This is a genomic window from Cupriavidus taiwanensis, from assembly GCF_900250115.1.
GTDB lineage: Bacteria > Pseudomonadota > Gammaproteobacteria > Burkholderiales > Burkholderiaceae > Cupriavidus > Cupriavidus taiwanensis_B.
Genome location: NZ_LT984803.1, coordinates 1101281 through 1127636 on the forward strand (window position 1 = coordinate 1101281; position 26356 = coordinate 1127636).

The window sequence follows — 26356 nt, forward strand, 5'->3', positions numbered from 1 at the left end:
GTTGTGCAAGGGCGGTTTTTGGTCTTGTCCCCGTTCGTTAGTGCGGCATTCCGTACAGATTCCCAGCCTTAGCGCGGTGGCATGTCGCGGCTGGCTGGAATATTGCGGCTGGGCTTGAGCAGCCGGTCGGGTTCGGCGGTCTCGATGCGCGGCGCGGCGCGCAGCGTGTCGACGGCCTGGTCGAGGGTGGCCTCGGCCGACGGCGAGATCGCCGTGACCAGCCAGACGCCGCCCGACATCGGCCGCTTGACCACGTAGCGGATCGGGCCCTTGATCTCGGCCAGCAGCTTGCCGGCGTCTTCGGACAGGTCCACCGCGGGCGGCCTGAAGCGGACCATGATGTCGCCAAGCGCACGGTCATCGCTGATACTGCCCGGCGGCGGCGCCGAGGCCTTGGGCTGGGCCTGGCAGGCGGACAGCGCCAGCAGTGCGGCCGAGGCGGCGGTGGCAATGGCCAGCACCGCGCGCAGCGAGGCGCGCGGGCGGGGCCGGTGGCCGTTGGGCGGCGCTGGGCGGGTCATGGGGAAGCTCCTGTCAATAGATAAATCGGCGTGCAGCCACGCACGGCCGCGCAATGCGGCGCGACGCTCAGCCCGCGGCGGCGCGGCGACCGCGCTTGGCGTCCTTGCCCGCGCGCTGGCCGGCGCCGCTGTCGGCCATGCCCTGCGCCAGCATCTCCTGCGCATGTTGCAGCGTGGTGTTGGTGACGGTGGCGCCGCCCAGCATGCGCGCGGTCTCGACCACGCGCCCGGCCGGGTCGAGCACGCGGATGCGCGAACGGGTCACCGAGGCGTCGGCTTCGGCCGTGGTTTCCTTGCTCACCAGCAGGTGGGTGCCGGCCTGCGCCGCCACTTGCGGCAGGTGGGTCACGCACAGCACCTGGCGCGCGCGCCCGAGTTCCTGCAGGCGCCGGCCCACCACTTCGGCCACCGCGCCGCCGATGCCGGTGTCGACCTCGTCGAAGATCAGCGTGGGCGTGGGCGAGGCCTCGCTGGTGATCACCGAGATCGCCAGGCTGATGCGCGCGAGTTCGCCGCCGGAGGCCACCCGGGCCAGCGGCCGCGCGCTGACGCCGGCGTGGCCCGCGACCAGGAACTCGACCTGTTCGAGGCCGTAGCTCTGGCCTTCGTCGAGCGCATTGAGCGCGGCGACAAAGCTGCCGCCCGCCATCGACAGGCCCTGCATCGCCTCGGTGACCGCGCCCGACAGCGCCTGCGCGGCTTGCGTGCGGGCATGGCTGAGGTGCTGCGCCAGCGTCAGGTAGGCGGCCTTGGCCGCGGCCTCCCGCGCCATCACCTTGTTCAGGTCCTGCGCGGCCTGCAGGTCATCGAGCTGCTGGCGGCGCGCGATCAGCTCATCGGCAAGCTGCTCGGGCGGCAGGCGGTACTTGCGCGCGGTCGCGTGCAGCGCCTGCATGCGCTCTTCCACCAGCTGCAGCCGCTCGGGATCGAGCTCGAGCCGGTCGACATAGCGCGTCAGCGAGTGCGCGGCTTCCTCGGCCTGCACCTGCGCCGGCTCGAGCGCGGCCAGCACGTCGCGCAGCGCGGGGTCGACATCGGCCAGCTGCTGCAGCCGGTGCACGATGCCGTTGAGTGCCGACAGCACCGAGCCGTCGGCCTCGGACAGCGCGTCGAGCGCGGCGCGGCTGCCGTCGATCAGGCCGGCGGCGTGCGAGAGCCGGTTGTACTCCGACTGGATCTCGTCCCATTCGCCGGGCTGGGGGTTGAGCTTGTCGAGCTCGCCCACCTGCCATTCGAGCCGCTCGCGCTCGAGCTGCATCTCGCGCGACTGGTGCTCGACCGCTTCGCGCTGGCGCACGCAGGCACGCCAGGCGCGCCAGGCCTCGGCCACCGCGGCGGCCTGCTGCGTCAGGCCGGCGTGGGCGTCGAACAGCAGCCGCTGCGCATCCGGGCGCAGCAGTTGCTGGTGCGCATGCTGGCCATGGATGTCGACCAGCTGGTCGCCGACTTCGCGCAGTTGCGCCAGGGTGGCGGCGGCGCCGTTGATAAAGGCCTTGCTGCGGCCGCCGGCATCGACGGTACGGCGCAGCAGCACGGTCGGCACGCCGCCGTCTTCTTCGCTGTTGAGCTCGCGCTCGGCCAGCCACGCATCGAGCGCGGGGTGGGTCGAGAAGGTGGCGCTGACGCTGGCGCGCGGCGCGCCTTCGCGCACCACGCCGGCATCGGCACGCTCGCCCAGCACCAGCGCCAGGGCGTCGATCAGGATCGACTTGCCGGCGCCGGTCTCGCCGGTGAAGACGGTAAAGCCGGAGGCGAAGTCCAGGTCGAGGGTATCGACGATGACGAAATCACGGATGGACAGGCTGCGCAGCATCGTGGCGGGAAAGGTGGTCGGTCCGAAGGTTCGGGCTCGGGCTGAGGGGCGGCTGGATGGCGCTCAGAGGCGGTTGTCTTCGGACGGGTATTCGTGCCAGTGCAGCTTCTTGCGCAGCGTGGCGTAGTAGTTGTAGCCCACCGGGTGCAGCAGGTTGATGGTCTTCTGCGAGCGCCGCACCACGATGCGGTCGCCCGGCAGCAGCGAGGTCAGCGACTGCATGTCGAAGTTGACGCTGGCGTCGCGCGCGCTCGCCACCTCGATCGTGACCTCGGCGTCGTGCGGCAGCACGATCGGCCGGTTCGACAGCGCGTGCGGGGCGATCGGCACCAGCACCACGCCCGACAGCGTGGGATGCAGGATCGGGCCGCCGGCCGACAGCGCGTAGGCGGTCGAGCCGGTGGCGGTCGACACGATCAGGCCGTCGGAACGCTGGTTGTACATGAAGTGGCCGTCGACCGAAACCGCCAGCTCGACCATGCCGGAGATGCCGGAGCGGTTCACCACCACATCGTTCAGCGCCAGCGCCGAGAAGATGTCCATGTCGTCGCGCACCACGCGCGAGGCCAGCAGCAGCCGGGTCTCGGACTCGTAGCGGCCGTCGAGCATGTCGGGCAGCACGGTGTGCGCGTCTTCCAGCGCAATGTCGGTCATGAAGCCGAGCCGGCCGTGGTTCACGCCGATCAGGGGCACGTCATAGCCAGCGAGCTGGCGCGCGATCCCCAGCAGGGTGCCGTCGCCGCCCAGCACCACGGCCACGTCGGCCTGGGTGCCGATCTCCTCGGCGGACAGGGCGGGGTAGGCGGTCAGCCCGGTGGCCAGCGCGGTCTCGCGCTCGAACACCACGTCCTGGCCATTGCGCAGGATATAGGAGGCAATCTCTTCCAGCGGCCCTTCGATGCCGGCGGTGGAGTACCGGCCCACCAGGGCAACGGTCTTGAATGGAGTGCGCACGGCGCTGGCTTTGGCTGGGGCGGACATGCCGGGATTAGACCATACCGCCGCGACGGTTGTCAGCAGGCGCCGGCGGCCCATCCGGCCGGGCCGCCAGAAGGTCCAAAACTTGCGTAAAATCGGGGCATCATGGATGAACGCTCCAAAACGCTGCTCAAGACCCTGATCGAGCGCTACATTGCCGAAGGTCAGCCGGTCGGTTCCCGCACCCTGTCCAAGTACTCGGGGCTGGACCTGTCGCCGGCGACGATACGCAATGTGATGTCCGATCTCGAGGAAATGGGTTTTATCGCCAGCCCGCACACGTCGGCCGGCCGGATCCCGACGCCGCGCGGCTACCGGCTGTTCGTCGACTCGATGCTGACGGCCAAGCCGCTCGAGCGCAACGCCGACCTGGCCGAGCTGACCGGGCAGATCCAGGATCAGCTGGGCGGCCAGCAGCTGGGGCCGCAGCGCATGATCACCGCGGCCGCGCGGACGCTGTCCAACCTGTCGCACTTTGCCGGCGTGGTGATGACGCCGCGCCGCGCGCAGGCGTTCCGGCAGATCGAGTTCATGCGGCTGTCGGACAAGCGCATCCTGCTGATCATCGTCAGCCCCGAGGGCGACGTGCAGAACCGCATCATCCAGACCGAACTCCCCTACACGCCGGCGCAGCTGATCGAGGCCGCCAACTTCTTCAACTCGCACTATGCCGGCATGAGCTTCGACACCGTGCGCAGCCACCTGCGGCTGGAGCTGCAGGACCTGCGCCGCGACATGTCGCAGCTGATGCAGGCCGCGGTCGAGGCCGGCAGCGTCGCCGAGGACGAGGACGACGACCACGTCTACATCAGCGGCGAGCGCAAGCTGCTCGAAGTCGACGACCTCGCCTCGAGCATGGACAAGCTGCGGCGCCTGTTCGACGTGTTCGAGCACAAGACCAGCCTGCTGCAGCTGCTGGACGTGTCCAGCCATGCGCAGGGCGTGCAGATCTTCATCGGCGGCGAAAGCCAGTTGGTGCCGATCGAAGACATGGCGGTCATCACCGCGCCGTACGAGGTCGACGGGCAGATCGTCGGCACGCTGGGGGTGATCGGCCCCACGCGCATGGCCTACGAGCGCGTGATCCCCATCGTCGACATTACCGCGCGGTTGCTGTCGAGCGCGCTGAGCCAGAACTAGTGGTCCGGCGTTCCGGTCTGACCGGCGGCTCCATTCCCGCTGTGCGGCCGCGGCGCCGGTGCGCCGCGTCCGTCCCATCCCGGCATCGCGCCAACCCGGAAGCGACATGACGTTTTCTCCCGAACCGGCCTACCAGCACGGCCAGGCGCCGCGCACGGCGATCCTGCTGGTCAACCTGGGCACTCCCGATGCCCCCACGCCCAAGGCGGTGGGGCGCTACCTGAAGCAATTCCTGTCCGACCCGCGCGTGGTCGAGATCCCGCGCGCGGCGTGGCTGCCGCTGCTGTACGGCGTGATCCTGCCGCTGCGCTCGCGCGCGTCGGCGCTCAAGTACGAATCGATCTGGCTGCGCGAGGCCCATATGACGGGCTCGCCGCTGCTGGTCTACAGCGAGCGCCAGGCGCACGCGCTGCAGCGGTTGCTGCACCAGAACGGCCATGAGGTGACGGTGGCGTGCGCGATGCGCTACGGCAACCCGTCGATCGCTTCGGTGATGGAAGCGCTGCGCCGCCAGGACTGCGAGCAGGTGCTGGTGCTGCCGATGTATCCGCAGTACTCGGGCACCACCACCGCCACCGCCTTCGACGAGGTGTTCCGGGTTCTGGGCCAGTGGCGCAACCAGCCGGAGCTGCGGCTGGTCAAGCATTTCCATGATCATCCCGCGTATATCTCGGCGCTGCAGCAGCAGGTCGGCGCCTACTGGAGCCGGCACGGCATGCCCGATTTCGGCCACGGCGACAAGCTGATCCTGTCGTTCCACGGCGTGCCGCGGCGCACGCTGGAGCTGGGCGATCCCTACCATTGCGAGTGCCTGAAGACCGGCCGCCTGCTGGGCGAGGCGCTGGGCCTGCAGCCGGGGCAGTACCAGGTGACGTTCCAGTCGCGCTTCGGCAAGGCCGAGTGGCTGCAGCCCTATACCGCGCCGACGCTGGCGGAGCTGGGCAAGGTCGGCGCCGGACGCGTGGACGTGTTCTGCCCCGGCTTTCCGGCGGACTGCATCGAAACGCTGGAAGAAATCGCCATGGAAGGCCAGACTGAGTTCAAGGTCGCGGGTGGCAAGGACTTCCATTTCATTCCGTGCATGAACGATGCCGCGCCGTGGGTCGCGGCGATGGCGGAGATCGCGCTGCAGCACCTGCGGGGCTGGCCGCTCGCCAGCCCGCATGCGCATGAACTGGAAGCGCGGCGCACGCGTGCGCAGGCGCGGGGAGCGGCGGCATGAACGTGGATTTCGAGGCGGAGGCGCGCCAGCGCATCGACAAATGGCTGTGGTGCGCGCGTTTCTTCAAGACCCGCTCGCTCGCGGCCGAGGCCGTGGAGCGCGGCAAGGTCACGGTCAATGGCCAGCTGTGCAAGAACTCGCGCGAGGTCAAGCCCGGCGACAAGGTTGCGCTGGAGGCACACCAGCAGCGCTGGGAACTGGAAGTGAAGGGCATCGCCGCGGCGCGCGGGCCGGCGCCGGTGGCGCAGACGCTGTATCAGGAAAGCGCCGAGAGCCAGTCGCGGCGGGCCGCCGACGCCGAACGCCGGCGCCTGCAGCCCGAGCCTTCCGCGCAGATCCAGGGGCGCCCGACCAAGCGCGACCGGCGCCGCATCGACGACTTCAACGGCTGACATGGCAGCGCGGCGGCACCGTTGCCGGTGCCGCCGCGCCATGGACAGCCAGTTGGGTCAGTCAGCCTATTCCTGGGCGACGTCCGGGCTGACAAAGGGAACGATGTAGTGCTTGAACACCGCCTTGCCGCTGCCATACTCCGTATCGCGCGGGGTGAAGGCGCCGGACAGGCAGATAAAGACGGTCATGACCGCCAATGCGGCCACGAGGCACAGCGTTACGACTGGGAGCTTATGCATGGCCAACCTTTGGGAAGCGGCACAAAAATGAACCATCTCCAGGGCCCTCGCCATTTTTGTCATTTTTCTTACTAAGAATCTTAGTGAGCGCGCTGACGCAAAGCAATAAGGCGTCGATTGCAATGGGCCAGGCTTTGTAACCGTGTGTTTCCGCGTCGCGCCGGCGCCACTCTTGAAATGCGGCGAGCCGCCACCACCTGCATCGGACACACGCCGATTTACCACCCGCGGCCAGCCCCACGGCGGGCCGCGACACTGCATTGATACGGATCGACATGGAAGACCAGAAGCAGACGCCATCCAACCAGACTGCGACGCCTGCGGGCGATGAGGCGGCCAGCACCGCCACCGCCAGCCCGGAGACCGGCGCGCCCGACACTGCGGCTACCGCCGTGGACGACGTGGCGGCCCAGCTGGCCGCCCTGCAAGCCAAGGCCAGCGAGCATTACGACCTGTACATGCGCGCCGTGGCCGAAGGCGAGAACATCCGCCGCCGGGCGCAGGAAGATGTCGCCAAGGCGCACAAGTTCGCCATCGAGAACTTTGCCGACAACCTGCTGCCGGTCATGGACAGCCTGCAGGCCGCGCTGGCCGACGGCTCCGGCGATATCGCCAAGCTGCGCGAAGGCGTCGAACTGACCGCGCGCCAGCTGGCCGCCGCCTTCGAGCGCGGCAAGATCGTCGAACTCAACCCCGTGGGCGAGAAGTTCGACCCGCACCGCCACCAGGCCATCTCGATGGTGCCGGCGGAGCAGGAGCCCAATACCGTGGTGACCGTGCTCCAGCGCGGCTACACCATCGCCGACCGCGTGCTGCGCCCGGCGCTGGTCACGGTGGCGGCGCCGAAGTAAGCCAAGCCGCCTTCCGTTCCGGTCGCAACCCCACGCCCGGCGCCTGGCCGGCCCGGGCGTTTGCGATTGGCCGCGAGCCTCACCCGGGGGCGAACCGCATCAGGAGCGAAGCATGAGCACCGAACCGCAAGCCGGCGCGCCGGACCCGTCCGCGGGCCCGCATCTCGACCACCGCGCCTTTGATGCCTTTGCCATGCGCGAGGTCGATGACGCCACCATCGACGGCGCCATCGCCGCGGCCGGCGATGCGCTGGTGTGCGTGTTCTTCTGGGGCGTGGACTGCTTCAACTGCGAAATGGCCAAGAAGGCCATGCTGGCCAATCCCGGGCCGGTGCGCGCGCTGGAACTGCACTGGCTGCATGCCAACGTCTATGCGCACCCGGAACTGGGGCGGCGCTTCGGCCTGCACGGCATCCCGGTGTTCATGTTCTTCCAGAACGGCAAGAAGCTGGGCCGCGCCACCGGCTGGCACGGCCACGGGCAGTTTGCCGCGGCCGTGGCCAATGCGCGCCTGAAGGCCAGCGGCAAGCCGCTGGCAGGCTAGCGCGGGCCCCGCTTCGGCGGGGTCAGCGCGTCAGCGCGTAGCCGATGCGGAACTGCCACGGCAGCTTGTGGTTGTAGTCGAGCAGGCTCTCGCCATAGCCGACGAAATATCCCGCCATCAGGTACCCGGCCGTGCCGGGGATCAGCCGCGCCATCGGGTAGGTCAGCTGCGCGTCGACGCTGCCGTACCACTTGCGCGTGCCCTTGCGCAGCGTCGCCGAGAACTCCCATGAGTCCGGCCGCCCGTAGGCGATGCCGAGGTCCATGTAGCCGCGGTAGTGGGCGATGTCCGGGTTGTCGGCCTTTTCCACATAGGCGTAGAGCTTGGGCGCGACGCGCCAGTGCCAGTCGTTCTGGTCGCCGAAATAGAAGGTCGGCTTGACGAACACCGTATTGATGCTGCGCGAGTCCGCGCCGTTGCGGCCGTTGGATTCATGCTCCAGGCCGGCGGCCAGCGACAGCCGGCTGATCACGCTGTTGTGCACGCCGGTATCCGACAGGTAGTAGAACAGGCTGGGCCGGTAGTTGGTGTCGCGGAACGGCGCCGATTCCTCGCTCACGTCCCACAACGAGAACTGGGTGTAGCTGAAGTAGAGGTTGTCGAACAGGCGCTTGGAGGCAGGATCCTCGCCTTCGAAGATGCGGTACTTGAAGCTGAACTGGAACTTGGCATTGGCGCCATCGTGCGCGCCGACCATGAAGTACATCGGGTCGTGGAACGACAGCCGGGCGCTGTCGCGCAGGTCGGCCGGCGCGGGGGCCGCGGCCTCGGCGGTGGTGATCCCGGTCACCGGCACGGGCACGCTGTCGGCCGATTCCGGGCTGTCCGCAACCGCGGCCGGCGCCTGGCTGGCGACCGGCGGCGTCGACGTGGCCGCCTCGCCCGGCTGCGGCAGCCGGTTCAGCGTGACCAGCACCGGCGCGGCGTCGATGCCGGTGGCATCGAGCCGCACCTGGCCGCGCAGCGCCGGTGGCAGCGCCACCGTGTAACGAATGGCGCGATGCTCGCCACGGCGCAGGTTGACCACGGCGGGGCCGGAGACTTCGCGCCACAGCACCAGCCGCACCGGCGCCTGCAGGTCGCCGGAGGCGGTCACTTCGAGTGTGTCGGGAATACGGTAGCGGCGCGTGGTGGTGTCGGCCGACACCACCAGGGTCAGCGTCAGCGGCTGGTTGCCGTCGATCACGCGCGGCGGCTGCAGCAGCGCCACGCCGGCATGGCCGGCCAGCGGCCAGGCCAGCATCAACGACAGGCAGAGCGGGGCGACGGCGCGTCTGGCCGGGGCCAGGCGCTGCCGCGGGGAAAGGGCAGTACGGGGCATGAAGATGCGCGACGTTGCCGGGTGATGGCAGCGTAACTAGGGAAAACTCGGAGCCCGAAGCCTACCATGCACCCCCGCAATGGCTTGTGAGGAATTGTACGCTGCACTTTTCGCGCGTACGGCGGGGGCTTTCAGCGCTTGGCGCGGCGCTTGACGCAGTCGACGTAATGGTCGCCATCCGGCGGCTGGCCGGTGCGCTGCGCCTGCCACAGCATCTCGCCCAGGCATTCCATCACCTGGTGCTGGGCTTCGTGCGGGGAATCGAGCCGGCGCGCCAGCGCCTCGTAGGCCTGGCGGATGCCGCGCGGCTGGTCGACCGAGACCTGCTCCGAAATCGACAGGTGCATCGCCAGATGCAGGAAGGGATTGGTCTGGGCTTGCTCGGGGGTGTAGTCCTGCGCCAGCGCGCCTTCGGTGTCGCGCAGCAGCGCGTGGTACTCGGGGTGCTCGCCGATCCAGTCGACGGCGATGGCTTCCAGCGGGGTCAGCACGCCGCCTGCGATCTGCTTCTGCCAGGCATCGCAGAAGAACCGGCGGACTTCTTCTCGTGAGGGATTGAACATGGTGGCGCCATTGTAGTCGACGGGGGCAAGCCTTGCCGGCGGCCGGCCGCGGCGATGGCGCCAAGTAGAATGCGGGATCGCCGACCCCTGCCTGCCCGATGACCGTTTCCGCCCCCACCGCCCCGACCGCTGCCCGCGACAAGCTGGCCGGCGTGCTGCTGATCGCGGTCTCGGCCAGCGCCTTTGGCGCCATGGCCATCTTCGCCCGCTTTGCCTACGCCGCCGGCGCCGACGTGTACGGCCTGCTGCTGGTGCGCTTCATGCTGGCCGCGGCGGCGCTGGCGTGGGTGATGCGCACGCGCGGCATCGCGCTGCCGCCGTGGCGCCGCGTGCTGGCGCTGGCGGCGATGGGGGGCGTCGGCTATGTCGGCCAGTCGTTCTGCTTCTTCAGCGCGCTCAACCATGCGCAGGCCAGCCTGGTGGCGCTGCTGCTGTACCTGTATCCCCTGTTCGTGACGATCCTGGCAGCCATTTTCCTGAAGGAGCGGCTGACCACCGCCGCGGTGGTGGCGCTGGTGCTGTGCTCGGTGGGTGCCGGGCTGACGGTCGGCGGCGGCGCGGGCTCGCCGCTGGGGATCGCGCTGGGGCTGGCGGCGGCGGTGATCTACTCGGTCTACATCATCGTCGGCGCGCGCCTGACCGCCGGCGTCAACCCGATCGCCACCACCACCGTGATCTGCACCGCGGCGGCGCTGGTGTACGGCGCCGTCGGCGTGCTGCGCGCCGGCGCGGGCACGCCGCCGCAGTTCCCGGCCGATGCCGGCGGCTGGCTGGCGCTGGCGGGGATCGCGCTGCTGTCGACCGTGCTGGCGATCCTGACTTTCTTTGCCGGGCTGCAGCGGCTGGGCGCGGCGCAGGCGTCGATGCTGTCGACGCTCGAGCCGGTGGTCACCGTGGTGCTGGCGGCCTTGCTGCTGGGCGAGCAGATCGGCGCGGCGCAGGCCGTGGGCGGCGGCCTGATCCTGGCGGGAGTGCTGTGGCTGACCCGCCGCGGCAGCGCGCCCGCGCCGGCGCGCGCCGACATGCAAGGGAATTGAACGGGTTGCTCAAAGGCGCTGCCGTGGGGCGCGCCGGCGCTTGGGTACAATCGCGCCTTCACTCACCTCCCGTACAGAAAGGACGCGCATGTCCCAGATCGACCACGCCGCGCTGGCGCAACTGTTCACCGAAGCCCGCACGCACAACGTGTGGCAGGACCGCCATGTGGACGACGCCGTGCTGCACCAGGTCTATGAAGCGATGAAGTTCGGCCCGACCGCGGCCAACAGCAGCCCCGCGCGCATCGTGTTCGTCAAGAGCGCCGCCGAAAAGGCGCGCCTGGTGGACTGCGTCTCGGCCGGCAACGTCGACAAGACGCGTTCGGCGCCGGTGACCGCAATCATCGCCTTCGACACCGCCTTCCACGACCAGCTGCCCAAGCTGTTCCCGCACGCCGACGCCCGCTCCTGGTACGCCGGCAACGACGCCAAGATCGCCCGCGACGCGCTGATGAACGGCTCGCTGCAGGGCGGCTATTTCATCCTCGCGGCGCGCGCGCTGGGCCTGGACTGCGGCCCGATGGGCGGCTTCGATGCCGACAAGGTCAACGCGGCGTTCTTCCCGGACGGCAAGTGGCAGGTCAACTTCCTGTGCAACCTGGGCTATGGCGTGGCCGACAAGCTGTATCCGCGCGGCCCGCGCCTGTCGTTCGACGAAGCCTGCCGCATCGTCTGAACACGCCCGCTACCGGCAAGCAAAAAAGCGACCCGCGTGGTCGCTTTTTTTCAGGCTTTGCCCGGCGCCTCGATCAGGCGGTCCATTGCTGCATCGGATGGCAGGCCAGGTAGCGGCGCGGCGCGCCGATCCCAAGCCGCGCGCGCGCCGCGTCGATCGGTTCGTGCAGCAGCTTCTCGTAATCCTCGCCCAGCAGCCACCCGGCGCGGCGGCCCAGCCGGTAGCCTTCCAGCACGGCGCGCGCAAAGGCAAGGCTGCCGGTCACGCGCAGGCTCTTCAGCGACGCCGCGATGGCGATGAAGGCCCAGCCCCTGCCGCCGGTCTGCGCATAGCTGAACGCCACCAGCGCGGCTTCGCCCAGGCTTTCGTCGGCCCGGTAGCCGGTCAGCACGTGCCAGATATCGTGGATGTCGCGCGTGCGCCGGCCGAACCACAGGTAGGCGTCCTCGAGCACCGGCTCCTGGTCCAGGTTCGACACCCTGGCCAGCCCGTCGGCGCTGTATCCGGTCTGTTCGAGGAACGCGCGATAGGCCGCGCCGACCGTGCCCGGCGCGAAGCCGGCCACGTAAGCGGGATCGGACAGGCGCTCGGCCAGCTCGATGCGCTGGTAGACCATGCGGCGCCCGTCGTGCGTGGCCAGCAGGCGGCTGAAGTTGCGCGGCATCGACGGGCCGTTGAGCGCGCGCATGATGCGGAAGACCTGCTCGGTGTCGTTGCCGTCCGCCATCAGCTTGCGCACGGCGCGGAACGCGGCGAAGAGATCCTGCTGGTAGGGGTTGGAACCGGTCGTGGTGGCCATGGGCGGTCTCCCGGAATCAGGCGAATTGAGGCGGCTGCGGTGCCGACGCCCGCATCCGCGCGGCGGCGGCGCGCACGAAATCGACGCTGGTTTCGATGGCGGTCACCGGCAGCATGTGCCCGCCGCTGACCAGGGTCAGCGTGGCGCCCGGCAGCTTGCGCACCAGCGCTTCGCCATGCTCGGCGAAGTCGAGGATGCGGTCGTCGCGGCCGTACAGCACGCTGACCGGCACGCGCACCGTGCCGTAGTGGCGCAGCAGCGCCGGCAGGCTCTGCGCGGCGCCGAGCAGGTCTTCGGACGCCGCCAGGAAATGGCGCGGGCGCAGGGCCAGCAGGCCGCCGCCGCGGGTCGGGAAGTCGTCCGGCACCGGGTCGGGGCCGAACACGATGTCCATGACCTCGGCGCGATGGCGTATCGACAGCGGCACCACCAGGGTCCAGGCCAGCAGCCGGCGCTGCCATGCGCGCGGCACGGTCATGGCCCTGAACACCGGCGAGATCGATCTGGGCGGATGCGTCAGCGGCGCAATCAGCGCCAGGCCGCCGACGCGTTCCGGATGCCGGATCGCCAGCGCCAGCGCAATCGCGCCGCCCAGCGAATGGCCCACCACCAGCGGCCGTTCCAGGTCCAGCCGGTCGCACAGCGCGGCGAGCGCATCCGCCTGCGCGGGCAGGTCGGCGGCGCTGCCGGGCGTGCGCGTGGAATGGCCGGCGCCGGGACGGTCGACGGCGATGACGCGGAAGCTCTCCGCCAGCGGTGCGATCATGCCGTAGCCGAAGTTCTCGAGCTGGCCCGACAGCCCATGCACCAGCAGCAGCGCCGGGCCTTGCCCGCGCTCCACCACATGCAGCCGCGCGCCGGCCACGTCGACAAAGCGGCCGGGCGGCGGCATCGCCGCTTCGATGCGGCGCGCGGTGCGCCGGGTGTATAGCCATAGCGCGATGCCGGACAGCAGCAGCAAGGCCAACAGCACGGCCAGGAAGGCGAGCACGATGAGCACGACCGTCATGGCTGCGCCTCGCTGGCGGCGACGGCGGCGACTGTGTCGGCGCCCGTTGCCGCCGGCGCGTTGCGCGGCTCGCGCAGCGCCGGCGGGGTGCCGAACTGCAGCACGCCATCGGCGATGCGCCCGTGCCGGATCGTCAGCAGGTCTTTCAGGTAGTTCTGGTGCACGCGCCACGGCTTGCGGTCACCCTGGCGCGGCAGCACGCTGGCGGCGCGCTGCACATAGCCCGAGGTGAAATCGAGGAACGGCGTCGGCTGCACCGCCGCGGGCGCGCGCGGCACGGCGATGCGGTGGCCATGGCGGTCCATGTGGCGCAGCAGGCGGCAGACGTACTCGGCCGTCAGGTCCGCCTTGAGCGTCCACGAAGCGTTGGTGTAGCCGAACGCCAGCACCAGGTTGGGCACGTCGCTGAGCATCATGCCCTTGTAGGCCAGGCATTCGGCGGGGCGGCGCGGCTGACCGTCGACGTTGAGCGCAATGTCGCCCAGCATGTTCAGCTTCAGCCCGGTGGCCGTGACCACGATATCCGCGTCGAGCGACTCGCCGCTGGCCAGCTCGATGCCATGTTCGGTGAAGCGCTTGATGGTGTCGGTCACCACCGCGGCGCGGCCCTCGCGCAGGGCGCGGAACAGGTCGCCGTCGGGCACCAGGCACAGGCGCTGGTCCCAGGGTTTGTAGCGCGGCGTGAAATGCGTCGCCACGTCGAAGCCCGGCGGCAGCTGCGCCGCGGCCATGCCGACCAGGCGCGCCTTGATGCGTTGCGGCCGGCGCCGTGCCAGCTGGAAGAAGGTCATGCCGAGCAGCACGTTCTTCCAGCGCGTGGCGGCGTAGGCCAGCCGCTCCGGCAGCACGCGGCGCAGCGCGCGCGCCATGGCGTCCTCGCCGGGGCGCGCCACGATATAGGTGGGCGAGCGCTGCAGCATGGTCACGTGCGCCGCGCTGGCGGCCATCGCCGGCACCAGCGTGACCGCGGTGGCGCCGCTGCCGATCACCACCACGCGCTTGCCGGCGTAGTCGAGCGCCTCGTCCCAGAACTGCGGATGCACGATGCGGCCGCGAAAACGGTCCTCGCCATCGAAGGCGGGACGGTGCGCCTCGGCATAGCTGTAATAGCCGGCGCAGACATAGAGCAGGCGCGCGCGCAGCCGCACCCGGCCGCGCCCGGCGCCGCGTTCGGCCTCGACGGTCCAGCAGGCCTGGGCGCTGTCCCACGCCGCGCTGACCACGCGGTGGCCGAAGCGGATCTGGCGCGTGATGCCGGCTTCTGCGGCAGTCTCGCGGATATAGGCGCGGATCGACGGGCCGTCGGCGATGGCCCTGGCGCCGCGCCAGGGCTTGAAGCGGTAGCCCAGCGTGTACATGTCCGAATCCGAGCGGATGCCCGGGTAGCGGAACAGATCCCAGGTGCCGCCGATGGCGTCGCGCGCCTCGAGGATGGCGTAGCGCTTGCCGGGGCAGCGCCGTTGCAGCTGGCGCGCCGCACCGATGCCGGACAGGCCGGCGCCCACGATCAGGACATCGAGAACTGCGTCATCGGAACTGGCATCGCGCATGGGAAGCATCCGGACGAGTGGCGCTTCTGACAACATAGATTGTCAGAAGCGATCCGGCAAGTTTTCTGCAGGTTTTCTGGCCATAGGGAATGCCATAATGGCGCACATGACCCCCGAGCTGACTCCCGCGCGCCGCTACCGTGGCGCCGAAGCCGAAGAGCGGCGTGCCCAGCGCCGCGCGCAACTGGTCGCCGCGGCCGTGCAGGTTTACGGTGAGCGCGGTTACCAGAACGCCACGGTCAAGGCCGTGTGCGAGGCCGCGGGCCTGACCGAACGCTATTTCTACGAGTCATTCGCCAACAGCGAGGCCCTGCTGCTGGCTTCGTTTCAAACGGTGACCCACCGGTTGCTGCACACGCTGGTGCAGGCGGGCGAGGCCGCCGGACGCGACGGACCGCCACGGGCGCTGGCGATGCTGCGTGCCTATTTCGGCGCGCTGCAGCGCGAACCGCGTTCGGCGCGCGTGTTCCTGGTGGAGATCCGCGGCGTCAGCAAGCTGGTCGACGGCGCGCTGGCCGACTCGCTGGATGAGTTCGGCGGGCTGCTGGCGCAAGCGCTGCTGCCGCCGGGGCGCGAGCGCGATCCGCTGCTGGCGGCGGGCGTGGCGGGCGGCGTGGTCCACCTTGCCGTGCGCTGGATCCGCCACGGCTACAGCCCCGATGTCGAGGTGGTCGCGCGCACCGCGCTGCAGCTTGCGCTGGTCCTGGCGCGCGCGCCCGAGCCGGCCGCGGCTACAGCGCCGGCGCCGGGGTTTTCTCCCTGAACTCGCACAGCGGCTCGATCGCGCAGTGCCAGCATTCCGGCTTGCGCGCCTTGCACACGTAGCGGCCGTGCAGGATCAGCCAGTGATGGGCGTCGTGCAGGAATTCATGCGGCACGCACTTGAGCAGCTTCTGCTCGACCACGTCCACGTTCTTGCCCGGCGCCAGGCCGGTGCGGTTCGAGACGCGGAAGATATGCGTGTCGACCGCGATGGTGGGCTGGCCGAAGGCGGTGTTGAGCACCACGTTGGCGGTCTTGCGGCCCACGCCCGGCAGCGCCTCCAGCGCTTCACGCTGTGCCGGCACCTTGCCGCCATGGCGTTCGACCAGGATGCGGCAGGTCTCGATCACATGCTTGGCCTTGGTCTTGTACAGGCCGATGGTCTTGATGTATTCGCTCAGGCCGGCTTCGCCCAGTTCCAGCATCTGCCGCGGATTATGCGCCACCGGGAACAGCCGGCGCGTGGCCTTGTTCACGCCGACGTCGGTGGCCTGCGCCGACAGCAGCACGGCGATCAGCAGCTCGAATGGCGAGCTGTACTCCAGTTCCGTGGTCGGGGCCGGATTGACTTCGCGCAGCGTCTCGAAGATGGCACGGCACTTGGCAGCGTTCATGGTTCTTTTTTTAGGTCGTTGGCCGGGTCCTGGGCGGGCTTGGCTTCGTCCTGCCGCGGCGTCAGCCCGGCGCGCGCGCGCCGCGCTTCGGCGGCGTCGATCTGCGCCTGCACCGCGGCCGACACGTTGTCGGTATTGCGCGGCCGCGCGGCCTGCTGCTTCTGCCGCGCGCGTTCGATCGCGGCCTGGATGATGGCGCGCTTGCGTTCCTGCGCGGCGCGCTCGGCATCGTTCTCCGGCGTCTCGGCCTGCACCGCGGCAAGCTTGGCGGCGGCCTTGGCGGCCAGCCGCGCATCGTTTTCCTCGCGCTCGCGCACCTGCCGCGCAGTGCGCGCCAGGTAGCGTGCGTGCGCGGCATCGGCCTGCGCCTGCGACCACGCGTCCCAGCCGGTACGGTCGCCGGTGACCGGCACCATATCGATGCAGTCGACCGGGCAGGGCGGCACGCACAGGTCGCAGCCGGTGCACAGCTCGGGGATCACGGTGTGCATCTGCTTGGCGGCGCCGGCGATGGCGTCGACCGGGCAGGCCTGGATGCAGAGCGTGCAGCCGATGCACAGGCTCTCGTCGATGCGGGCGACCGCGCGCGGTTGCTCGGTGCCGCGTTCCGGATCGAGCGGCAGGGGCTCCGTGTCCAGCAGCGCGGCCAGGCGCACGATGCCCTGCGCGCCGCCGGGCGGGCAACGGTTGCAGGCGGCTGCGCCGCTGGCCATGGCCTCGGCATACGGGCGGCAGCCGCTGAAGCCGCACTTGGTGCACTGGGTCTGCGGCAGCAGCGCCTCGAGACGGTCGGCGAGGGACTTGGCGACGGGATTCACGACAACGGACGGCAATTCAGGGGACAAGAGCGGGGTCAAAAAGGCGCACCAGCAGCCGCAACGGCAGCGGCGCCAGCGTGGCGGCGACCAGCGGCACAGCACGAAATTTGCGCGGTGCTGTGAGCGGTTGGCGACATAACGGCGGCCCTGTCGGGGCGGACAATGTGCTGGCGGCCCGTGCGGCACTGGGGTCTCTGCGGACCCTGCGGTTTTCGCGCCGCAAGGGATTATCCCCGATTTCGCCGGCGGACAGAAACGGCGATGATGCGCGTCGCGCGGCCGGATTGCCGCAATCCGGCCTGTGCCATAATCCGCGCAACGATCGACCACACCCCATGTCAACAGAGCCCAAGACCAAACGCGACCCGGAAGGGACGCGCCGACGCATCCTCGCTGCGGCCACCGAGGAATTCGCCAAGGGTGGTCTGGCCGGCGCCCGCGTCGACCAGATTGCCCGGCGCGCGGAAACCAACGAGCGCATGCTGTATTACTACTACGGCAGCAAGGAGGGCCTGTTCCTGGCGGTGCTCGAGAAGCAATACGCTAACTTCCGCGCCGCCGAAGAGCAACTGCACCTGGTCGACGAAGACCCGGTCGAGGGCGTGCGCACGCTGGCCCGCTTCGTCTGGGACTGGTACTACGAGCACCCCGAGTTCATCCGCCTGGTCAACAGCGAGAACCTGCACGAGGCGCGGCACCTGAAGAAATCCGCGCAGCTGCAGCAGCTGATCAACCCGGTGGTCGACGTGCTCGCCGACGTGATCCGGCGCGGCCAGCAGCAGGGGCTGTTCCGCGACCATATCGACGTGCCGCAGTTCTACCTGACGATTTCCGCGCTGGGTTACTACGTGCTGTCGAACCGCTACACCATCAGCGCCGTGATCGGCCGCGACGTGGCGTCGCAGCAGGAACACGAGCGCTTTGCCGAACTGCACACGGACATGCTGCTGAGCTACCTGAAGAAGCCCTGAGCCGCCGGCAGCGCTGCCCGGACAGAAACGCTCGCTTGCGCGGGCGTTTTTTTTTACTTGCTAGCCACGGCCACCGGGGCCTGGTGGTATTTGCGGATAAACTCGCGCAGCTGCGGGTAGATGTCCTCGCGCCAGCGCCGGCCCGAGAAGATCCCGTAGTGGCCGCAACGCTCGGCGTTCAGGTGCAGCTTGCGGTTTTTCGGGATGCCGGCGCACAGGTCGTGCGCGGCGGCGGTCTGGCCCGCGCCGGAAATATCGTCGAGCTCGCCCTCGATGGTCATCAGCGCCGTGCCCTTGATGTCCTGCGGGCGCACCGGCTTGCCGTCGATGGCCCAGGTGCCGTTGGCCAGGCGGAACTCCTGGAACACCTCGCGGATGGTGTCGAGGTAGTACTCGGCGGCCATGTCGAGCACCGCGTTGTATTCATCGTAGAAGCGCACGTGGGCCTCGGCGTCGTCGGCATCGCCCTCGACCAGGCTCAGGTAGTAGTCATAGTGCGACGACAGGTGCCGGTCCGGGTTCATCGCGACGAAGCCGGCATGCTGCAGGAAGCCCGGGTAGACGCGGCGGCCGTGGCCGGGATAGTTTGCCGGCACGGTGTAGATGACGTTGTTCTCGAACCACTCGTAGGACTTGTTGGTCGCCAGCGAGTTGACCGCGGTCGGGCTTTTGCGGGCGTCGATCGGGCCGCCCATCATGGTCATGGTGCGCGGGGTCTTCTCGCCGGCGGACGCCATCAGCGAAATGGCGGCCAGCACCGGTACCGTGGGCTGGCACACCGAGATCACGTGCAGGTTCTCGGCGCCGATATGGCGGATGAATTCCTGGATGTAGTAGATGTAGTCGGACAGGTGGAAGGCGCCTTCCTCGACCGGCACCATGCGCGCGTCGATCCAGTCGGTGACATAGACCTTGTGGTCCTGCAGCAGCGTGCGCACGGTGTCGCGCAGCAACGTGGCATGGTGGCCAGACAGCGGCGCGGCCACCAGCACCACGGGCTCGTCCTTGAGCAGCTTGATGGTCTCGGGGTCGTCGGCATAGCGCTTGAAGCGCAGCAGCTTGCAGAAAGGCTTTTCCAGCACGGTCTGCTCGACGATGGGGATGTCGCGCCCGTTGGAGCGCACCGACTTGATGTCGAACGCCGGTTTTTCGTATTCCTTGCCGAGCCGGTACAGCAGTTCGTAGCCGGCGGCCAGGCGGGGTGCGCCAGGTACCAGCGACATCGGGCTGAGAGGGTTGGTGAAGGTCTTGGCGGTCGCCTGGGCCCACGCGGTCAGCGGGTGCAGGATCGAGCGCTGGAACTCATGCAATTGATAGAGCATGCCGTTTCTGCCTGGTCTTACTGAGAATGCGTACCACCAAGTAACAATGTACTGACAATACACCTTGGATCGTGTGGCGCCGATTATGCCTGAACCGAACGACCGTGCTAACGATCTTGCTTTGCAGCATATACCTTAAAGTACTTCCCTATGCGCGGAACACAATAAGGCATAGGCCTGATTTTTCGGTGACAACGTCCTACAACATCGCAAACAAATGCAAAAAGCGGCCGAAGCCGCTTTTTTGTTATTGCTTTGTGATGCAAGCGCCAGTTCCCGCTGTTGCGGCGCGGCAACTGGTGGCGGGTTACATCACGGCTGCGATCGCGTCGACGACTGCATCGATGTTGCGGCTGTTCAGCGCCGCCACGCAGATGCGGCCGGTGCCGACGGCGTAGATGCCGTGCTCGTTGCGCAGGCGGTCGACCTGGGCCGAGGTCAGGCCCGAGTACGAGAACATGCCGCGCTGGGCCTTGACGAAGGAGAAGTCGCCCGGCACGCCCTTGGCGGCCAGCTTGTCCACCAGCGCGTGGCGCATCAGCTTGATGCGGTCGCGCATTTCGGCCAGTTCTTCTTCCCACATGGCGCGCAGTTCCGGGCTGTTCAGCACGGTGGCGACCACAGTGCCGCCGTGGGTCGGCGGGTTGGAATAGTTGGTGCGGATCACGCGCTTGACCTGCGACATCACGCGCTGCGCTTCTTCCTTGCTGGTGGTGACGATCGACAGCGCGCCGACGCGCTCGCCATACAGCGAGAAGCTCTTCGAGAACGAGCTCGAGACGAAGAACGGCAGGCCGGAGTCCGCGAACAGGCGCACCGCGGCGCCATCGGCATCGATGCCGTCGGCAAAGCCCTGGTAGGCCATGTCCAGGAACGGAATCAGGTTGCGCTCCTTGACCAGTTCGACCACTTGCTGCCACTGCTCGGGCGACAGGTCGACGCCGGTCGGGTTGTGGCAGCAGGCGTGCAGCACGACGATGGTGTTGGCCGGGAACGACTTCAGCGATTCCACCATGCCGGCGAAGTTCAGGCCGTGGCTGGGGGCGTCGTAGTAGGCGTAGTTGACTACCGGGAAGCCGGCGGACTCGAACAGCGCGCGGTGGTTTTCCCAGCTCGGGTCGCTGATGGCGACCTTGGCCTCCGGGTACAGGCGCTTCAGGAAGTCGGCGCCGATCTTCAGCGCGCCGGTACCGCCAAGTGCCTGGGCCGTCACCACACGACCTTCCGTGATCAGCGGAGATTCCTTGCCGAACAGCAGCGTCTGCACCGCCTGGTCATACGCCGCGATGCCTTCGATCGGCAGGTAGCCGCGCGGGGTGGCGGTGCTCAGACGGGCTTTTTCTGCCTCCTGGACGGCGCGCAGCAGGGGGATTTTCCCTTCGTCGGTGAAGTACACGCCAACGCCCAGGTTGACCTTGGTCGGGCGGGTGTCGGCATTGAAGGCTTCGTTGAGGCCCAGGATCGGGTCGCGCGGGGCCATCTCGACGGCAGAAAACAAACTCATTTGGAATCTCGTGGTCGGCTATGTGAAAAACGGAAGGCGTAGAATGCTCCGTACTGCGCTGGAGGCTGGCAGGCCCGGCCGCGCTCTTCTTGGCTTGAAGCGGGGGCTGACAACCCCAAGATTCTAGCGTAATCCGCCCGTTTTCCTCAGGTATTTCCCTAGTCGCGCCCCTATGACGAACCTTGCCGAAGCCGCGCCGGCCCTGGACGAAGACAAATTCGTCACATTTCCCGGCTCCCCGTTCCAGCTGTACCAGCCGTTCCCGCCCGCAGGCGACCAGCCCGAGGCAATCCGGCAGCTGGTGGAGGGGGTGGAAGACGGCCTGTCGTTCCAGACCCTGCTGGGCGTCACCGGCTCCGGCAAGACCTTCACCATGGCCAACGTGATCGCCCGCATGGGGCGGCCGGCCATCGTGTTCGCGCCCAACAAGACGCTGGCGGCGCAGCTCTACGCGGAATTCCGCGAGTTCTTCCCGCGCAATGCCGTCGAGTACTTCGTCAGCTACTACGACTACTACCAGCCCGAAGCCTACGTCCCGCAGCGCGACCTGTTTATCGAGAAGGACTCGTCGATCAACGAGCATATCGAGCAGATGCGGCTGTCGGCGACCAAGAGCCTGCTGGAGCGCCGCGACACCGTCATCGTCGCGACCGTGTCGGCGATCTACGGTATCGGCAACCCGACCGAATACCACCAGATGATCCTGACGCTGCGGGCCGGCGACAAGATCAGCCAGCGCGACGTGATCGCGCGCCTGATCGCGATGCAGTACACCCGCAACGAGACCGACTTCCAGCGCGGCACCTTCCGCGTGCGTGGCGACACCATCGACATCTTCCCGGCCGAGCACGCCGAGATGGCAGTGCGGCTGGAGATGTTCGACGACGAGGTCGAGTCGCTGCATTTCTTCGATCCGCTGACCGGCCGGGTGCGGCAGAAGATCCCGCGCTTCACGGTCTACCCGTCGAGCCACTACGTGACCCCGCGCGAGACCGTGCTGCGCGCGATCGAGGCGATCAAGTCCGAGCTGCGCGAGCGGCTCGAGTTCTTCCACAAGGAAAACCGGCTGGTGGAAGCGCAGCGGCTCGAGCAGCGCACCCGCTTCGACCTCGAGATGCTGTCGGAGCTGGGCTTCTGCAAGGGCATCGAGAACTATTCGCGGCACCTGTCCGGCGCGCGCCCCGGCGAGCCGCCGCCGACGCTGGTCGACTACCTGCCGCCCGACGCGCTGATGTTCCTGGACGAGTCCCACGTGCTGATCGGCCAGCTCAACGGCATGTACAACGGCGACCGCGCGCGCAAGACCACGCTGGTGGAATACGGTTTCCGGCTGCCGTCGGCGCTGGACAACCGGCCGCTCAAGTTCGACGAGTTCGAGCGCAAGATGCGGCAGGTGATGTTTGTCTCCGCGACGCCGGCGCAGTTCGAGCAGGAGCACGCCGGCCAGGTAGTGGAGCAGGTGGTGCGCCCGACCGGTCTGGTCGACCCCGTGATCATGGTGCGCCCGGCGACCACGCAGGTGGATGACCTGCTGTCCGAGATCCACGTCCGGGTCGAGGCCGGCGAGCGCGTGCTGGTGACCACGCTGACCAAGCGCATGGCCGAGCAGCTGACCGAGTTCCTGACCGAGAACGGCGTCAAGGTGCGCTACCTGCACTCGGACATCGATACCGTCGAGCGCGTCGAGATCATCCGCGACCTGCGCCTGGGGACCTTCGACGTGCTGGTGGGGATCAACCTGCTGCGCGAGGGCCTGGACATTCCCGAGGTCTCGCTGGTGGCGATCCTCGACGCCGACAAGGAAGGCTTCCTGCGCGCCGAGCGCTCGCTGATCCAGACCATCGGCCGCGCCGCGCGCAACGTCAACGGCACCGCCATCCTGTACGCGGACCGCATGACCGACTCGATGAAGAAGGCCATCGACGAGACCGAGCGCCGCCGCGCCAAGCAGATCGCCTTCAACGAAGCCAACGGCATCACGCCGCGCGGCGTGGTCAAGCGCATCAAGGACATCATCGACGGCGTCTACAACGTCAGCGATGCGCGGGCCGAGCTGCAGGCGGCGCAGGAGCAGGCCCGCTATGAGGAGATGAGCGAAAAGCAGGTCTCCAAGGAGATCAAGCGGCTGGAGAAGCTCATGCTCGAGCATGCGCGCAACCTGGAGTTCGAACAGGCGGCGCAGGTGCGCGACCAGCTGGCCAAGCTCAAGGCGCAGGTGTTCGGCGCCAGCGGCGAGGGCGCGCTGCCGCCTGCCTGATACGCCGCAATGCCCGGCGCGCTTCGCCTATAGTGAAATCCTCGGCGGCGCCTACAGCAGAGGCGCTGCAAAGGAGGCACGATGGAACGCCAGTTTGAATACGGCGGCTACGCGGTGGTGGTCACCGCGGTCCCGAATGCCGCCGGCGGCTTTGCCGCGCAGATGCGCATCGCCGACGCGTTCGGCGAACCGACCGGGCCGAGTTTCGAGGCGATCGCCGGCGACGCGCCGACGCCCGAAGCCGCCATTGCCCTGGCGGAGGCGGGCGCGATGCGCGCGATCGACGCGGGCGAGGTCAGCTAGCGCGCCGGCGGGTACCCCCATATCCCGTGGAGACACCACAATGACCGACATCGGCGAATGGAAAAAGAAGGTCTATGAAACCCACGAAGTGCAAGTGCAGGTCAGGCAGCGTTCACAGAGCGAATGGTCGTACACCGTGCGCGTCTGCCGCCCCGGCACCAATATCCGGGCGGCCGGCACGCTGACCGATAGCTCGCGCATCACCGACCACTACAAGTCGGCCGAGGCCGCGCAGGTGGCCGGGTTTGCGCACGGCGAGAGGCTGGCCAAGCAGCTCGCCTAGCGCCGCGATCCGTCGCGACCCGCGGCAAGCCCGGCCGGCGCAAAGGGCGGCAGGTAGAATCGCGCCTGCCTTGCCACCTTGCCAAGCCTTGATCCGATGAAGCCATACGCCATCCTGATGTGTTGCATGGGAAATATCTGCCGTTCTCCCACGGCGGAGGGCGTGCTGCGCGCCAAGCTCGATGCCGCCGGGCTGGCAGCGCTGGTTGAGCTGGATTCCGCCGGCACGCATGAATACCACCTCGGCCGCGCCCCCGATCCCCGTACCCAGCGCCATGCGTTGCGGCGCGGCTATGACCTGTCGGCGCTGCGGGCGCGCAAGGTCGGCGTGCCGGACTTCGAGCGCTTCGACCTGATCCTGGCGATGGACCGCGAGAACCTCGCGGGCCTGCTGCGGCTGCGCCCGGATGCCGCCGACAAGGTGCGGCTGCTGATGAGCTTCGCCACCCGCCACGACGCCGACGAGGTCCCGGACCCGTATTACGGCGAAGGCGACGGCTTCGAGCGTGTGCTCGACTACATCGAGGATGCCTGCGACGGCCTGGTGGCCGAACTGCGCCAGCGCCTGCAGCATCCGGCCGGCTGAGCCGGCCCGCCGCACGGTCTTCCCCGGCCCCCGCCGCGGCGTGCTGCGCCCGCCGCCGGCGGCCCGATCCCGACGAGAATCCATGCTTCGCAAACTGTTCCGCAAATGGCGCGAGTCGCGCAATGCCAGCCTGCAGCTCGACGCCATCCTGGCCGCGGCCGATCCGGACGCGCCGCTGGCCGAGCGCAACGGCTGGCTGATCGAACTGGCCTTCTGGATCCGCCGCGATGGCGGCCTCGGCGCCGATGCCGACAGCCAGGAAGACGGCGCGCCGCGCCGCCATCCGGAGCACGTGCGCCTGCGCTACCTGCTGCAGGTGCTGGAGCGGCATCCGGACTGGGCCGCGCGCTTTGCCCAGACGGTGCGCAGCCTGCTGCGCGACAACGACCCCACCGGCCTGTTCTGCGATACCGGCGTGGCGCAGCATCCCGGCTTCGTCAGCGAGATGGTGAGCCGGCTGCAGAGCCGCTTCCTGCCGCCGCCGCCGAACCGCAGCGACATGGCCGCGCTGTTTGCACTGGTATTTGTCGGCGACGACGACGCCGACTGGGTCGAGGCCATCGACGCTGCGCTGATGGCGCGGCTGGCACGCGTGCTGGAGGCCGGACGCGCCGCTGGCGCGGCGGCGGGCCTGGCGCGCTATCGCGAGGCGCTCGGCCAGACCCTGGCCACCAGCATCGCGGTGCTGGTCAGCCAGGTGCGCGCCACCGGGCTGAGCCAGGCGATACGCTCGCGGCTGGCCGGGCGGGTCGAGGACACGCCGTTCTTCCGCCTGGACGACGCCATCCAGGCCCTGCGCGAGGACGGCCTGCGCCGCGACGACAACAGCTTCGGACACCGCCTGAACTACTTCCGCGCGCTGCTCGATGGCTGCCACGCGGCCGCCCGCCATGTGTACGAGGACCTGGACGAGAACGGCGTGTCGGTCGAGGTGGTGTTCCAGATCGAGCGCATGAAGGTGCAGCTGAGCCGCATCGAGCTGCTGCTGGCGGCATGGGTGGAGCCCGGGCGCCCCGGCATGCCGGCGCACCTGGTGGCCGAGCTGATCCGCTCGACCCAGGCGCGGCGCAGCATTGCGCATCTGGCCGGCACCTCGTTCGCGCAACTGGCGCGCAAGGTGGTGGAGCGCTCGGCCGAGACCGGCGAGCACTACATCACGCGCGACCGCCGGGAATACGCGGAGCTGGTGCGGGCGGCGGCGGGCGGCGGCCTGGTCTCGGTGGCCACGGTGTACCTGAAGTTCCTGATCTACGGGCTGCACCTGGACAAGTTCAGCGAAGGCCTGCTGGCCTCGCTCAACTACGCCGGCAGCTTCCTCGCGATCCATTTCGCGCACTTCACGCTGGCGACCAAGCAGCCGGCCATGACCGGGCCCGCGCTGGCGCACCGGCTCGATCACGCGGGGCGGCCGGAAGGGCGCGAGATCTTCGTCGACGACACCGTCGCCATGATCCGCTCCAACGCGGCGGCCATTGCCGGCAACCTCGCGGTGGTGTTCCCGGTGGCGCTGGGCGTCCAGTGGCTGGCGCACAGGCTGCTGGGTACCAACCTGATCACGCCGGCCAAGGCGATCGCCACCATCGAGTCGTTCTCGATCCTGGGCCCGACGCCGCTGTACGCTGCCTTTACCGGCGTGCTGCTGTGGCTGTCGAGCCTGTTCGCGGGCTGGGCCGACAACTGGTTCGCGCTGCACCGCGTGCACGACGTGATGGCCTACCACCGGCGCCTGCAGTACGTGCTCGGCGCGCACGGCGCCACCCGGGTGGCTGACTTCTGCAAACGCAATTTGTCGGGGATCGTCGCCAATGTGTCGCTGGGACTGCTGCTGGGACTGGGGCCCGAGATCCTGAGCTTTTTCGGCCCGCATATGGAGGTGCGCCATGTGACGCTGTCGACCGGCTCGGTCGGCGCGGCGCTCGGGGTGCTGGGCTGGGACGCGCTGCGCCTGCCGGCGCTATGGCTGGCGGTGGCGGGCATCGCGCTGATGGGCATGCTGAACGTGGCGGTCAGCTTTGCGCTGGCATTCAATATGGCGCTGCGGTCACGCAATCTGCGGCGTATCGATCGCGCCGCGCTGAGCGCGGCGGTGCGGCGGCGCATCCTGAAACAGCCGCTGTCGTTGCTGGTGCCGCCCCGCGCGGCACGCACGCAAGCGGCTGCGGGCGGGCGCCAGGCCTGAGGACGGGGTGGTGCGGTGCGCCAGGGGTAGTTGACTGAATTAGTCGGGTACCTTTATACTTGACGGAAACGATCAAGTATTAGCTTCACCCCCACGCTTCAC

27 protein-coding genes are annotated in these 26356 nt (G+C 68.7%); 14 read left to right on the forward strand and 13 right to left on the reverse strand.

Going from position 1 to position 26356, the window contains the following annotated elements; genetic code table 11:
- Nucleotides 1–68: 68 nt before the first annotated feature.
- The 3 genes from CBM2586_RS05345 to CBM2586_RS05355 form a co-directional block, all read right to left on the reverse strand.
- On the reverse strand, nucleotides 69–521 hold the full coding sequence (locus tag CBM2586_RS05345) for a hypothetical protein (RefSeq protein ID WP_115662543.1): 453 nt from the start codon (nucleotides 519–521) through the stop codon (nucleotides 69–71).
- A gap of 67 nt (nucleotides 522–588) precedes the next feature.
- Nucleotides 589–2334 (reverse strand): DNA repair protein RecN, encoded by a 1746-nt coding sequence (recN, locus tag CBM2586_RS05350; RefSeq protein WP_115686979.1) that lies wholly within the window; start codon nucleotides 2332–2334, stop codon nucleotides 589–591.
- A 63-nt stretch (nucleotides 2335–2397) separates the two neighbouring features.
- On the reverse strand, nucleotides 2398–3315 hold the full coding sequence (locus tag CBM2586_RS05355; RefSeq protein WP_018006940.1) for an NAD kinase: 918 nt from the start codon (nucleotides 3313–3315) through the stop codon (nucleotides 2398–2400).
- A gap of 102 nt (nucleotides 3316–3417) precedes the next feature.
- Between CBM2586_RS05355 and hrcA the strand changes: the two genes are divergently transcribed.
- The 3 genes from hrcA to CBM2586_RS05370 all read left to right on the forward strand — a co-directional run bounded on the left by hrcA (nucleotide 3418) and on the right by CBM2586_RS05370 (nucleotide 6066).
- The gene (hrcA, locus tag CBM2586_RS05360) at nucleotides 3418–4452 is read left to right on the forward strand and encodes a heat-inducible transcriptional repressor HrcA (RefSeq protein ID WP_111519626.1); all 1035 of its coding nucleotides are present in this window, start codon (nucleotides 3418–3420) and stop codon (nucleotides 4450–4452) included.
- 106 nt (nucleotides 4453–4558) lie between these two features.
- The gene (gene hemH, locus CBM2586_RS05365) at nucleotides 4559–5674 is read left to right on the forward strand and encodes a ferrochelatase (protein ID WP_115662541.1); all 1116 of its coding nucleotides are present in this window, start codon (nucleotides 4559–4561) and stop codon (nucleotides 5672–5674) included.
- A complete protein-coding gene (locus tag CBM2586_RS05370) occupies nucleotides 5671–6066 on the forward strand; it encodes an RNA-binding S4 domain-containing protein (RefSeq protein WP_115662540.1) in 396 nt (131 codons plus the stop codon). Before hemH ends, CBM2586_RS05370 begins: the two co-directional genes overlap by 4 nt.
- A 66-nt stretch (nucleotides 6067–6132) precedes the next feature.
- Here the strand turns inward: CBM2586_RS05370 and CBM2586_RS05375 are convergent, their stop codons facing one another.
- On the reverse strand, nucleotides 6133–6306 hold the full coding sequence (locus CBM2586_RS05375) for a hypothetical protein (protein ID WP_172583265.1): 174 nt from the start codon (nucleotides 6304–6306) through the stop codon (nucleotides 6133–6135).
- A gap of 275 nt (nucleotides 6307–6581) precedes the next feature.
- On the opposite strand from CBM2586_RS05375, the gene grpE reads away from it, so the two are divergent.
- Both grpE and CBM2586_RS05385 read left to right on the forward strand, forming a co-directional pair.
- Nucleotides 6582–7157 carry a nucleotide exchange factor GrpE gene (grpE, locus tag CBM2586_RS05380; RefSeq protein WP_115662538.1) on the forward strand — a complete coding sequence of 192 codons (576 nt, stop codon included), beginning with the start codon at nucleotides 6582–6584 and terminating at the stop codon, nucleotides 7155–7157.
- A 112-nt stretch (nucleotides 7158–7269) separates the two neighbouring features.
- Entirely contained in the window at nucleotides 7270–7701 is a 432-nt protein-coding gene (locus tag CBM2586_RS05385; protein ID WP_115686981.1) for a thioredoxin family protein, read from the forward strand.
- 22 nt (nucleotides 7702–7723) lie between these two features.
- On the opposite strand, the gene CBM2586_RS05390 is transcribed toward CBM2586_RS05385, so the two are convergent.
- On the reverse strand, nucleotides 7724–9022 hold the full coding sequence (locus CBM2586_RS05390; RefSeq protein WP_115686982.1) for a phospholipase A: 1299 nt from the start codon (nucleotides 9020–9022) through the stop codon (nucleotides 7724–7726).
- Between the two features lie 131 nt (nucleotides 9023–9153).
- On the reverse strand, nucleotides 9154–9585 hold the full coding sequence (locus CBM2586_RS05395; protein ID WP_115686983.1) for a DUF1841 family protein: 432 nt from the start codon (nucleotides 9583–9585) through the stop codon (nucleotides 9154–9156).
- A 98-nt stretch (nucleotides 9586–9683) separates the two neighbouring features.
- Here CBM2586_RS05395 and CBM2586_RS05400 point away from each other — a divergent pair, with 98 nt between their 5' ends.
- Nucleotides 9684–10622, forward strand: a complete 939-nt coding sequence (locus CBM2586_RS05400) for a DMT family transporter (protein WP_115662534.1) — start codon at nucleotides 9684–9686, stop codon at nucleotides 10620–10622.
- A gap of 88 nt (nucleotides 10623–10710) precedes the next feature.
- Nucleotides 10711–11298 carry a malonic semialdehyde reductase gene (locus CBM2586_RS05405; RefSeq protein ID WP_115662533.1) on the forward strand — a complete coding sequence of 196 codons (588 nt, stop codon included), beginning with the start codon at nucleotides 10711–10713 and terminating at the stop codon, nucleotides 11296–11298.
- 73 nt (nucleotides 11299–11371) lie between these two features.
- Here CBM2586_RS05405 and CBM2586_RS05410 read toward each other — a convergent pair whose 3' ends face one another.
- From CBM2586_RS05410 to CBM2586_RS05420, 3 genes are read right to left on the reverse strand one after another with little or no spacing between them, the layout of a single operon-like run.
- Nucleotides 11372–12097, reverse strand: coding sequence for a Coq4 family protein (locus tag CBM2586_RS05410; protein WP_115686984.1), 726 nt, complete (start codon nucleotides 12095–12097; stop codon nucleotides 11372–11374).
- A gap of 16 nt (nucleotides 12098–12113) precedes the next feature.
- Nucleotides 12114–13106, reverse strand: coding sequence for an alpha/beta fold hydrolase (locus CBM2586_RS05415; RefSeq protein WP_373424194.1), 993 nt, complete (start codon nucleotides 13104–13106; stop codon nucleotides 12114–12116).
- A complete protein-coding gene (locus tag CBM2586_RS05420; protein ID WP_115662531.1) occupies nucleotides 13103–14656 on the reverse strand; it encodes a flavin-containing monooxygenase in 1554 nt (517 codons plus the stop codon). The genes CBM2586_RS05415 and CBM2586_RS05420 overlap by 4 nt, the downstream gene beginning before the upstream one ends.
- A 97-nt stretch (nucleotides 14657–14753) precedes the next feature.
- Between CBM2586_RS05420 and CBM2586_RS05425 the strand changes: the two genes are divergently transcribed.
- The gene (locus tag CBM2586_RS05425) at nucleotides 14754–15419 is read left to right on the forward strand and encodes a TetR/AcrR family transcriptional regulator (protein WP_115662530.1); all 666 of its coding nucleotides are present in this window, start codon (nucleotides 14754–14756) and stop codon (nucleotides 15417–15419) included.
- Here CBM2586_RS05425 and nth read toward each other — a convergent pair.
- Both nth and rsxB read right to left on the reverse strand, forming a co-directional pair.
- Nucleotides 15388–16032 (reverse strand): endonuclease III, encoded by a 645-nt coding sequence (gene nth / locus CBM2586_RS05430; RefSeq protein WP_115662529.1) that lies wholly within the window; start codon nucleotides 16030–16032, stop codon nucleotides 15388–15390. The two genes, CBM2586_RS05425 and nth, sit on opposite strands and share 32 nt — an antisense overlap.
- Nucleotides 16029–16850 carry an electron transport complex subunit RsxB gene (rsxB, locus tag CBM2586_RS05435; RefSeq protein WP_115662528.1) on the reverse strand — a complete coding sequence of 274 codons (822 nt, stop codon included), beginning with the start codon at nucleotides 16848–16850 and terminating at the stop codon, nucleotides 16029–16031. The genes nth and rsxB overlap by 4 nt, the downstream gene beginning before the upstream one ends.
- Before the next feature lie 335 nt (nucleotides 16851–17185).
- Here rsxB and CBM2586_RS05440 point away from each other — a divergent pair, with 335 nt between their 5' ends.
- Nucleotides 17186–17821, forward strand: a complete 636-nt coding sequence (locus tag CBM2586_RS05440; RefSeq protein WP_018006923.1) for a TetR family transcriptional regulator — start codon at nucleotides 17186–17188, stop codon at nucleotides 17819–17821.
- 53 nt (nucleotides 17822–17874) lie between these two features.
- Here the strand turns inward: CBM2586_RS05440 and CBM2586_RS05445 are convergent, their stop codons facing one another.
- On the reverse strand, nucleotides 17875–19143 hold the full coding sequence (locus CBM2586_RS05445; protein WP_115662527.1) for a polyhydroxyalkanoate depolymerase: 1269 nt from the start codon (nucleotides 19141–19143) through the stop codon (nucleotides 17875–17877).
- A 307-nt stretch (nucleotides 19144–19450) separates the two neighbouring features.
- Nucleotides 19451–20647, reverse strand: coding sequence for an amino acid aminotransferase (locus tag CBM2586_RS05450; RefSeq protein WP_115662526.1), 1197 nt, complete (start codon nucleotides 20645–20647; stop codon nucleotides 19451–19453).
- Between the two features lie 172 nt (nucleotides 20648–20819).
- Between CBM2586_RS05450 and uvrB the strand changes: the two genes are divergently transcribed.
- The 5 genes from uvrB (at nucleotide 20820) to CBM2586_RS05475 (ending at nucleotide 26254) form a co-directional block, all read left to right on the forward strand.
- Nucleotides 20820–22904 carry an excinuclease ABC subunit UvrB gene (uvrB, locus tag CBM2586_RS05455; RefSeq protein WP_115662525.1) on the forward strand — a complete coding sequence of 695 codons (2085 nt, stop codon included), beginning with the start codon at nucleotides 20820–20822 and terminating at the stop codon, nucleotides 22902–22904.
- An 81-nt stretch (nucleotides 22905–22985) separates the two neighbouring features.
- Entirely contained in the window at nucleotides 22986–23207 is a 222-nt protein-coding gene (locus CBM2586_RS05460; protein ID WP_111519641.1) for a hypothetical protein, read from the forward strand.
- A 40-nt stretch (nucleotides 23208–23247) separates the two neighbouring features.
- The gene (locus CBM2586_RS05465) at nucleotides 23248–23490 is read left to right on the forward strand and encodes a hypothetical protein (RefSeq protein ID WP_062797958.1); all 243 of its coding nucleotides are present in this window, start codon (nucleotides 23248–23250) and stop codon (nucleotides 23488–23490) included.
- Between the two features lie 96 nt (nucleotides 23491–23586).
- The gene (locus tag CBM2586_RS05470) at nucleotides 23587–24075 is read left to right on the forward strand and encodes a low molecular weight protein-tyrosine-phosphatase (protein ID WP_115662524.1); all 489 of its coding nucleotides are present in this window, start codon (nucleotides 23587–23589) and stop codon (nucleotides 24073–24075) included.
- 82 nt (nucleotides 24076–24157) lie between these two features.
- Nucleotides 24158–26254, forward strand: a complete 2097-nt coding sequence (locus CBM2586_RS05475; protein ID WP_115686985.1) for a site-specific recombinase — start codon at nucleotides 24158–24160, stop codon at nucleotides 26252–26254.
- Nucleotides 26255–26356 lie beyond the last annotated feature (102 nt).

Excerpts from the sequence above, each read along its gene's own strand:
- CBM2586_RS05420 (WP_115662531.1), bottom strand. The coding sequence starts at position 14,656 with ATGCGCGATGCCAGTTCCGATGACGCAGTTCTCGATGTCCTGATCGTG.
- CBM2586_RS05475 (WP_115686985.1), top strand. The coding sequence starts at position 24,158 with ATGCTTCGCAAACTGTTCCGCAAATGGCGCGAGTCGCGCAATGCCAGC.
- CBM2586_RS05355 (WP_018006940.1), bottom strand. The coding sequence starts at position 3,315 with ATGTCCGCCCCAGCCAAAGCCAGCGCCGTGCGCACTCCATTCAAGACC.
- hemH (WP_115662541.1), top strand. The coding sequence starts at position 4,559 with ATGACGTTTTCTCCCGAACCGGCCTACCAGCACGGCCAGGCGCCGCGC.
- recN (WP_115686979.1), bottom strand. The coding sequence starts at position 2,334 with ATGCTGCGCAGCCTGTCCATCCGTGATTTCGTCATCGTCGATACCCTC.
- CBM2586_RS05405 (WP_115662533.1), top strand. The coding sequence starts at position 10,711 with ATGTCCCAGATCGACCACGCCGCGCTGGCGCAACTGTTCACCGAAGCC.
- CBM2586_RS05375 (WP_172583265.1), bottom strand. The coding sequence starts at position 6,306 with ATGCATAAGCTCCCAGTCGTAACGCTGTGCCTCGTGGCCGCATTGGCG.
- CBM2586_RS05395 (WP_115686983.1), bottom strand. The coding sequence starts at position 9,585 with ATGTTCAATCCCTCACGAGAAGAAGTCCGCCGGTTCTTCTGCGATGCC.
- CBM2586_RS05440 (WP_018006923.1), top strand. The coding sequence starts at position 17,186 with ATGTCAACAGAGCCCAAGACCAAACGCGACCCGGAAGGGACGCGCCGA.
- grpE (WP_115662538.1), top strand. The coding sequence starts at position 6,582 with ATGGAAGACCAGAAGCAGACGCCATCCAACCAGACTGCGACGCCTGCG.
- CBM2586_RS05425 (WP_115662530.1), top strand. The coding sequence starts at position 14,754 with ATGGCGCACATGACCCCCGAGCTGACTCCCGCGCGCCGCTACCGTGGC.
- CBM2586_RS05345 (WP_115662543.1), bottom strand. The coding sequence starts at position 521 with ATGACCCGCCCAGCGCCGCCCAACGGCCACCGGCCCCGCCCGCGCGCC.
- CBM2586_RS05470 (WP_115662524.1), top strand. The coding sequence starts at position 23,587 with ATGAAGCCATACGCCATCCTGATGTGTTGCATGGGAAATATCTGCCGT.
- CBM2586_RS05465 (WP_062797958.1), top strand. The coding sequence starts at position 23,248 with ATGACCGACATCGGCGAATGGAAAAAGAAGGTCTATGAAACCCACGAA.
- CBM2586_RS05385 (WP_115686981.1), top strand. The coding sequence starts at position 7,270 with ATGAGCACCGAACCGCAAGCCGGCGCGCCGGACCCGTCCGCGGGCCCG.
- nth (WP_115662529.1), bottom strand. The coding sequence starts at position 16,032 with ATGAACGCTGCCAAGTGCCGTGCCATCTTCGAGACGCTGCGCGAAGTC.
- CBM2586_RS05445 (WP_115662527.1), bottom strand. The coding sequence starts at position 19,143 with ATGCTCTATCAATTGCATGAGTTCCAGCGCTCGATCCTGCACCCGCTG.
- CBM2586_RS05460 (WP_111519641.1), top strand. The coding sequence starts at position 22,986 with ATGGAACGCCAGTTTGAATACGGCGGCTACGCGGTGGTGGTCACCGCG.
- hrcA (WP_111519626.1), top strand. The coding sequence starts at position 3,418 with ATGGATGAACGCTCCAAAACGCTGCTCAAGACCCTGATCGAGCGCTAC.
- CBM2586_RS05390 (WP_115686982.1), bottom strand. The coding sequence starts at position 9,022 with ATGCCCCGTACTGCCCTTTCCCCGCGGCAGCGCCTGGCCCCGGCCAGA.
- CBM2586_RS05370 (WP_115662540.1), top strand. The coding sequence starts at position 5,671 with ATGAACGTGGATTTCGAGGCGGAGGCGCGCCAGCGCATCGACAAATGG.
- CBM2586_RS05400 (WP_115662534.1), top strand. The coding sequence starts at position 9,684 with ATGACCGTTTCCGCCCCCACCGCCCCGACCGCTGCCCGCGACAAGCTG.
- uvrB (WP_115662525.1), top strand. The coding sequence starts at position 20,820 with ATGACGAACCTTGCCGAAGCCGCGCCGGCCCTGGACGAAGACAAATTC.
- CBM2586_RS05450 (WP_115662526.1), bottom strand. The coding sequence starts at position 20,647 with ATGAGTTTGTTTTCTGCCGTCGAGATGGCCCCGCGCGACCCGATCCTG.
- CBM2586_RS05410 (WP_115686984.1), bottom strand. The coding sequence starts at position 12,097 with ATGGCCACCACGACCGGTTCCAACCCCTACCAGCAGGATCTCTTCGCC.
- CBM2586_RS05415 (WP_373424194.1), bottom strand. The coding sequence starts at position 13,106 with ATGACGGTCGTGCTCATCGTGCTCGCCTTCCTGGCCGTGCTGTTGGCC.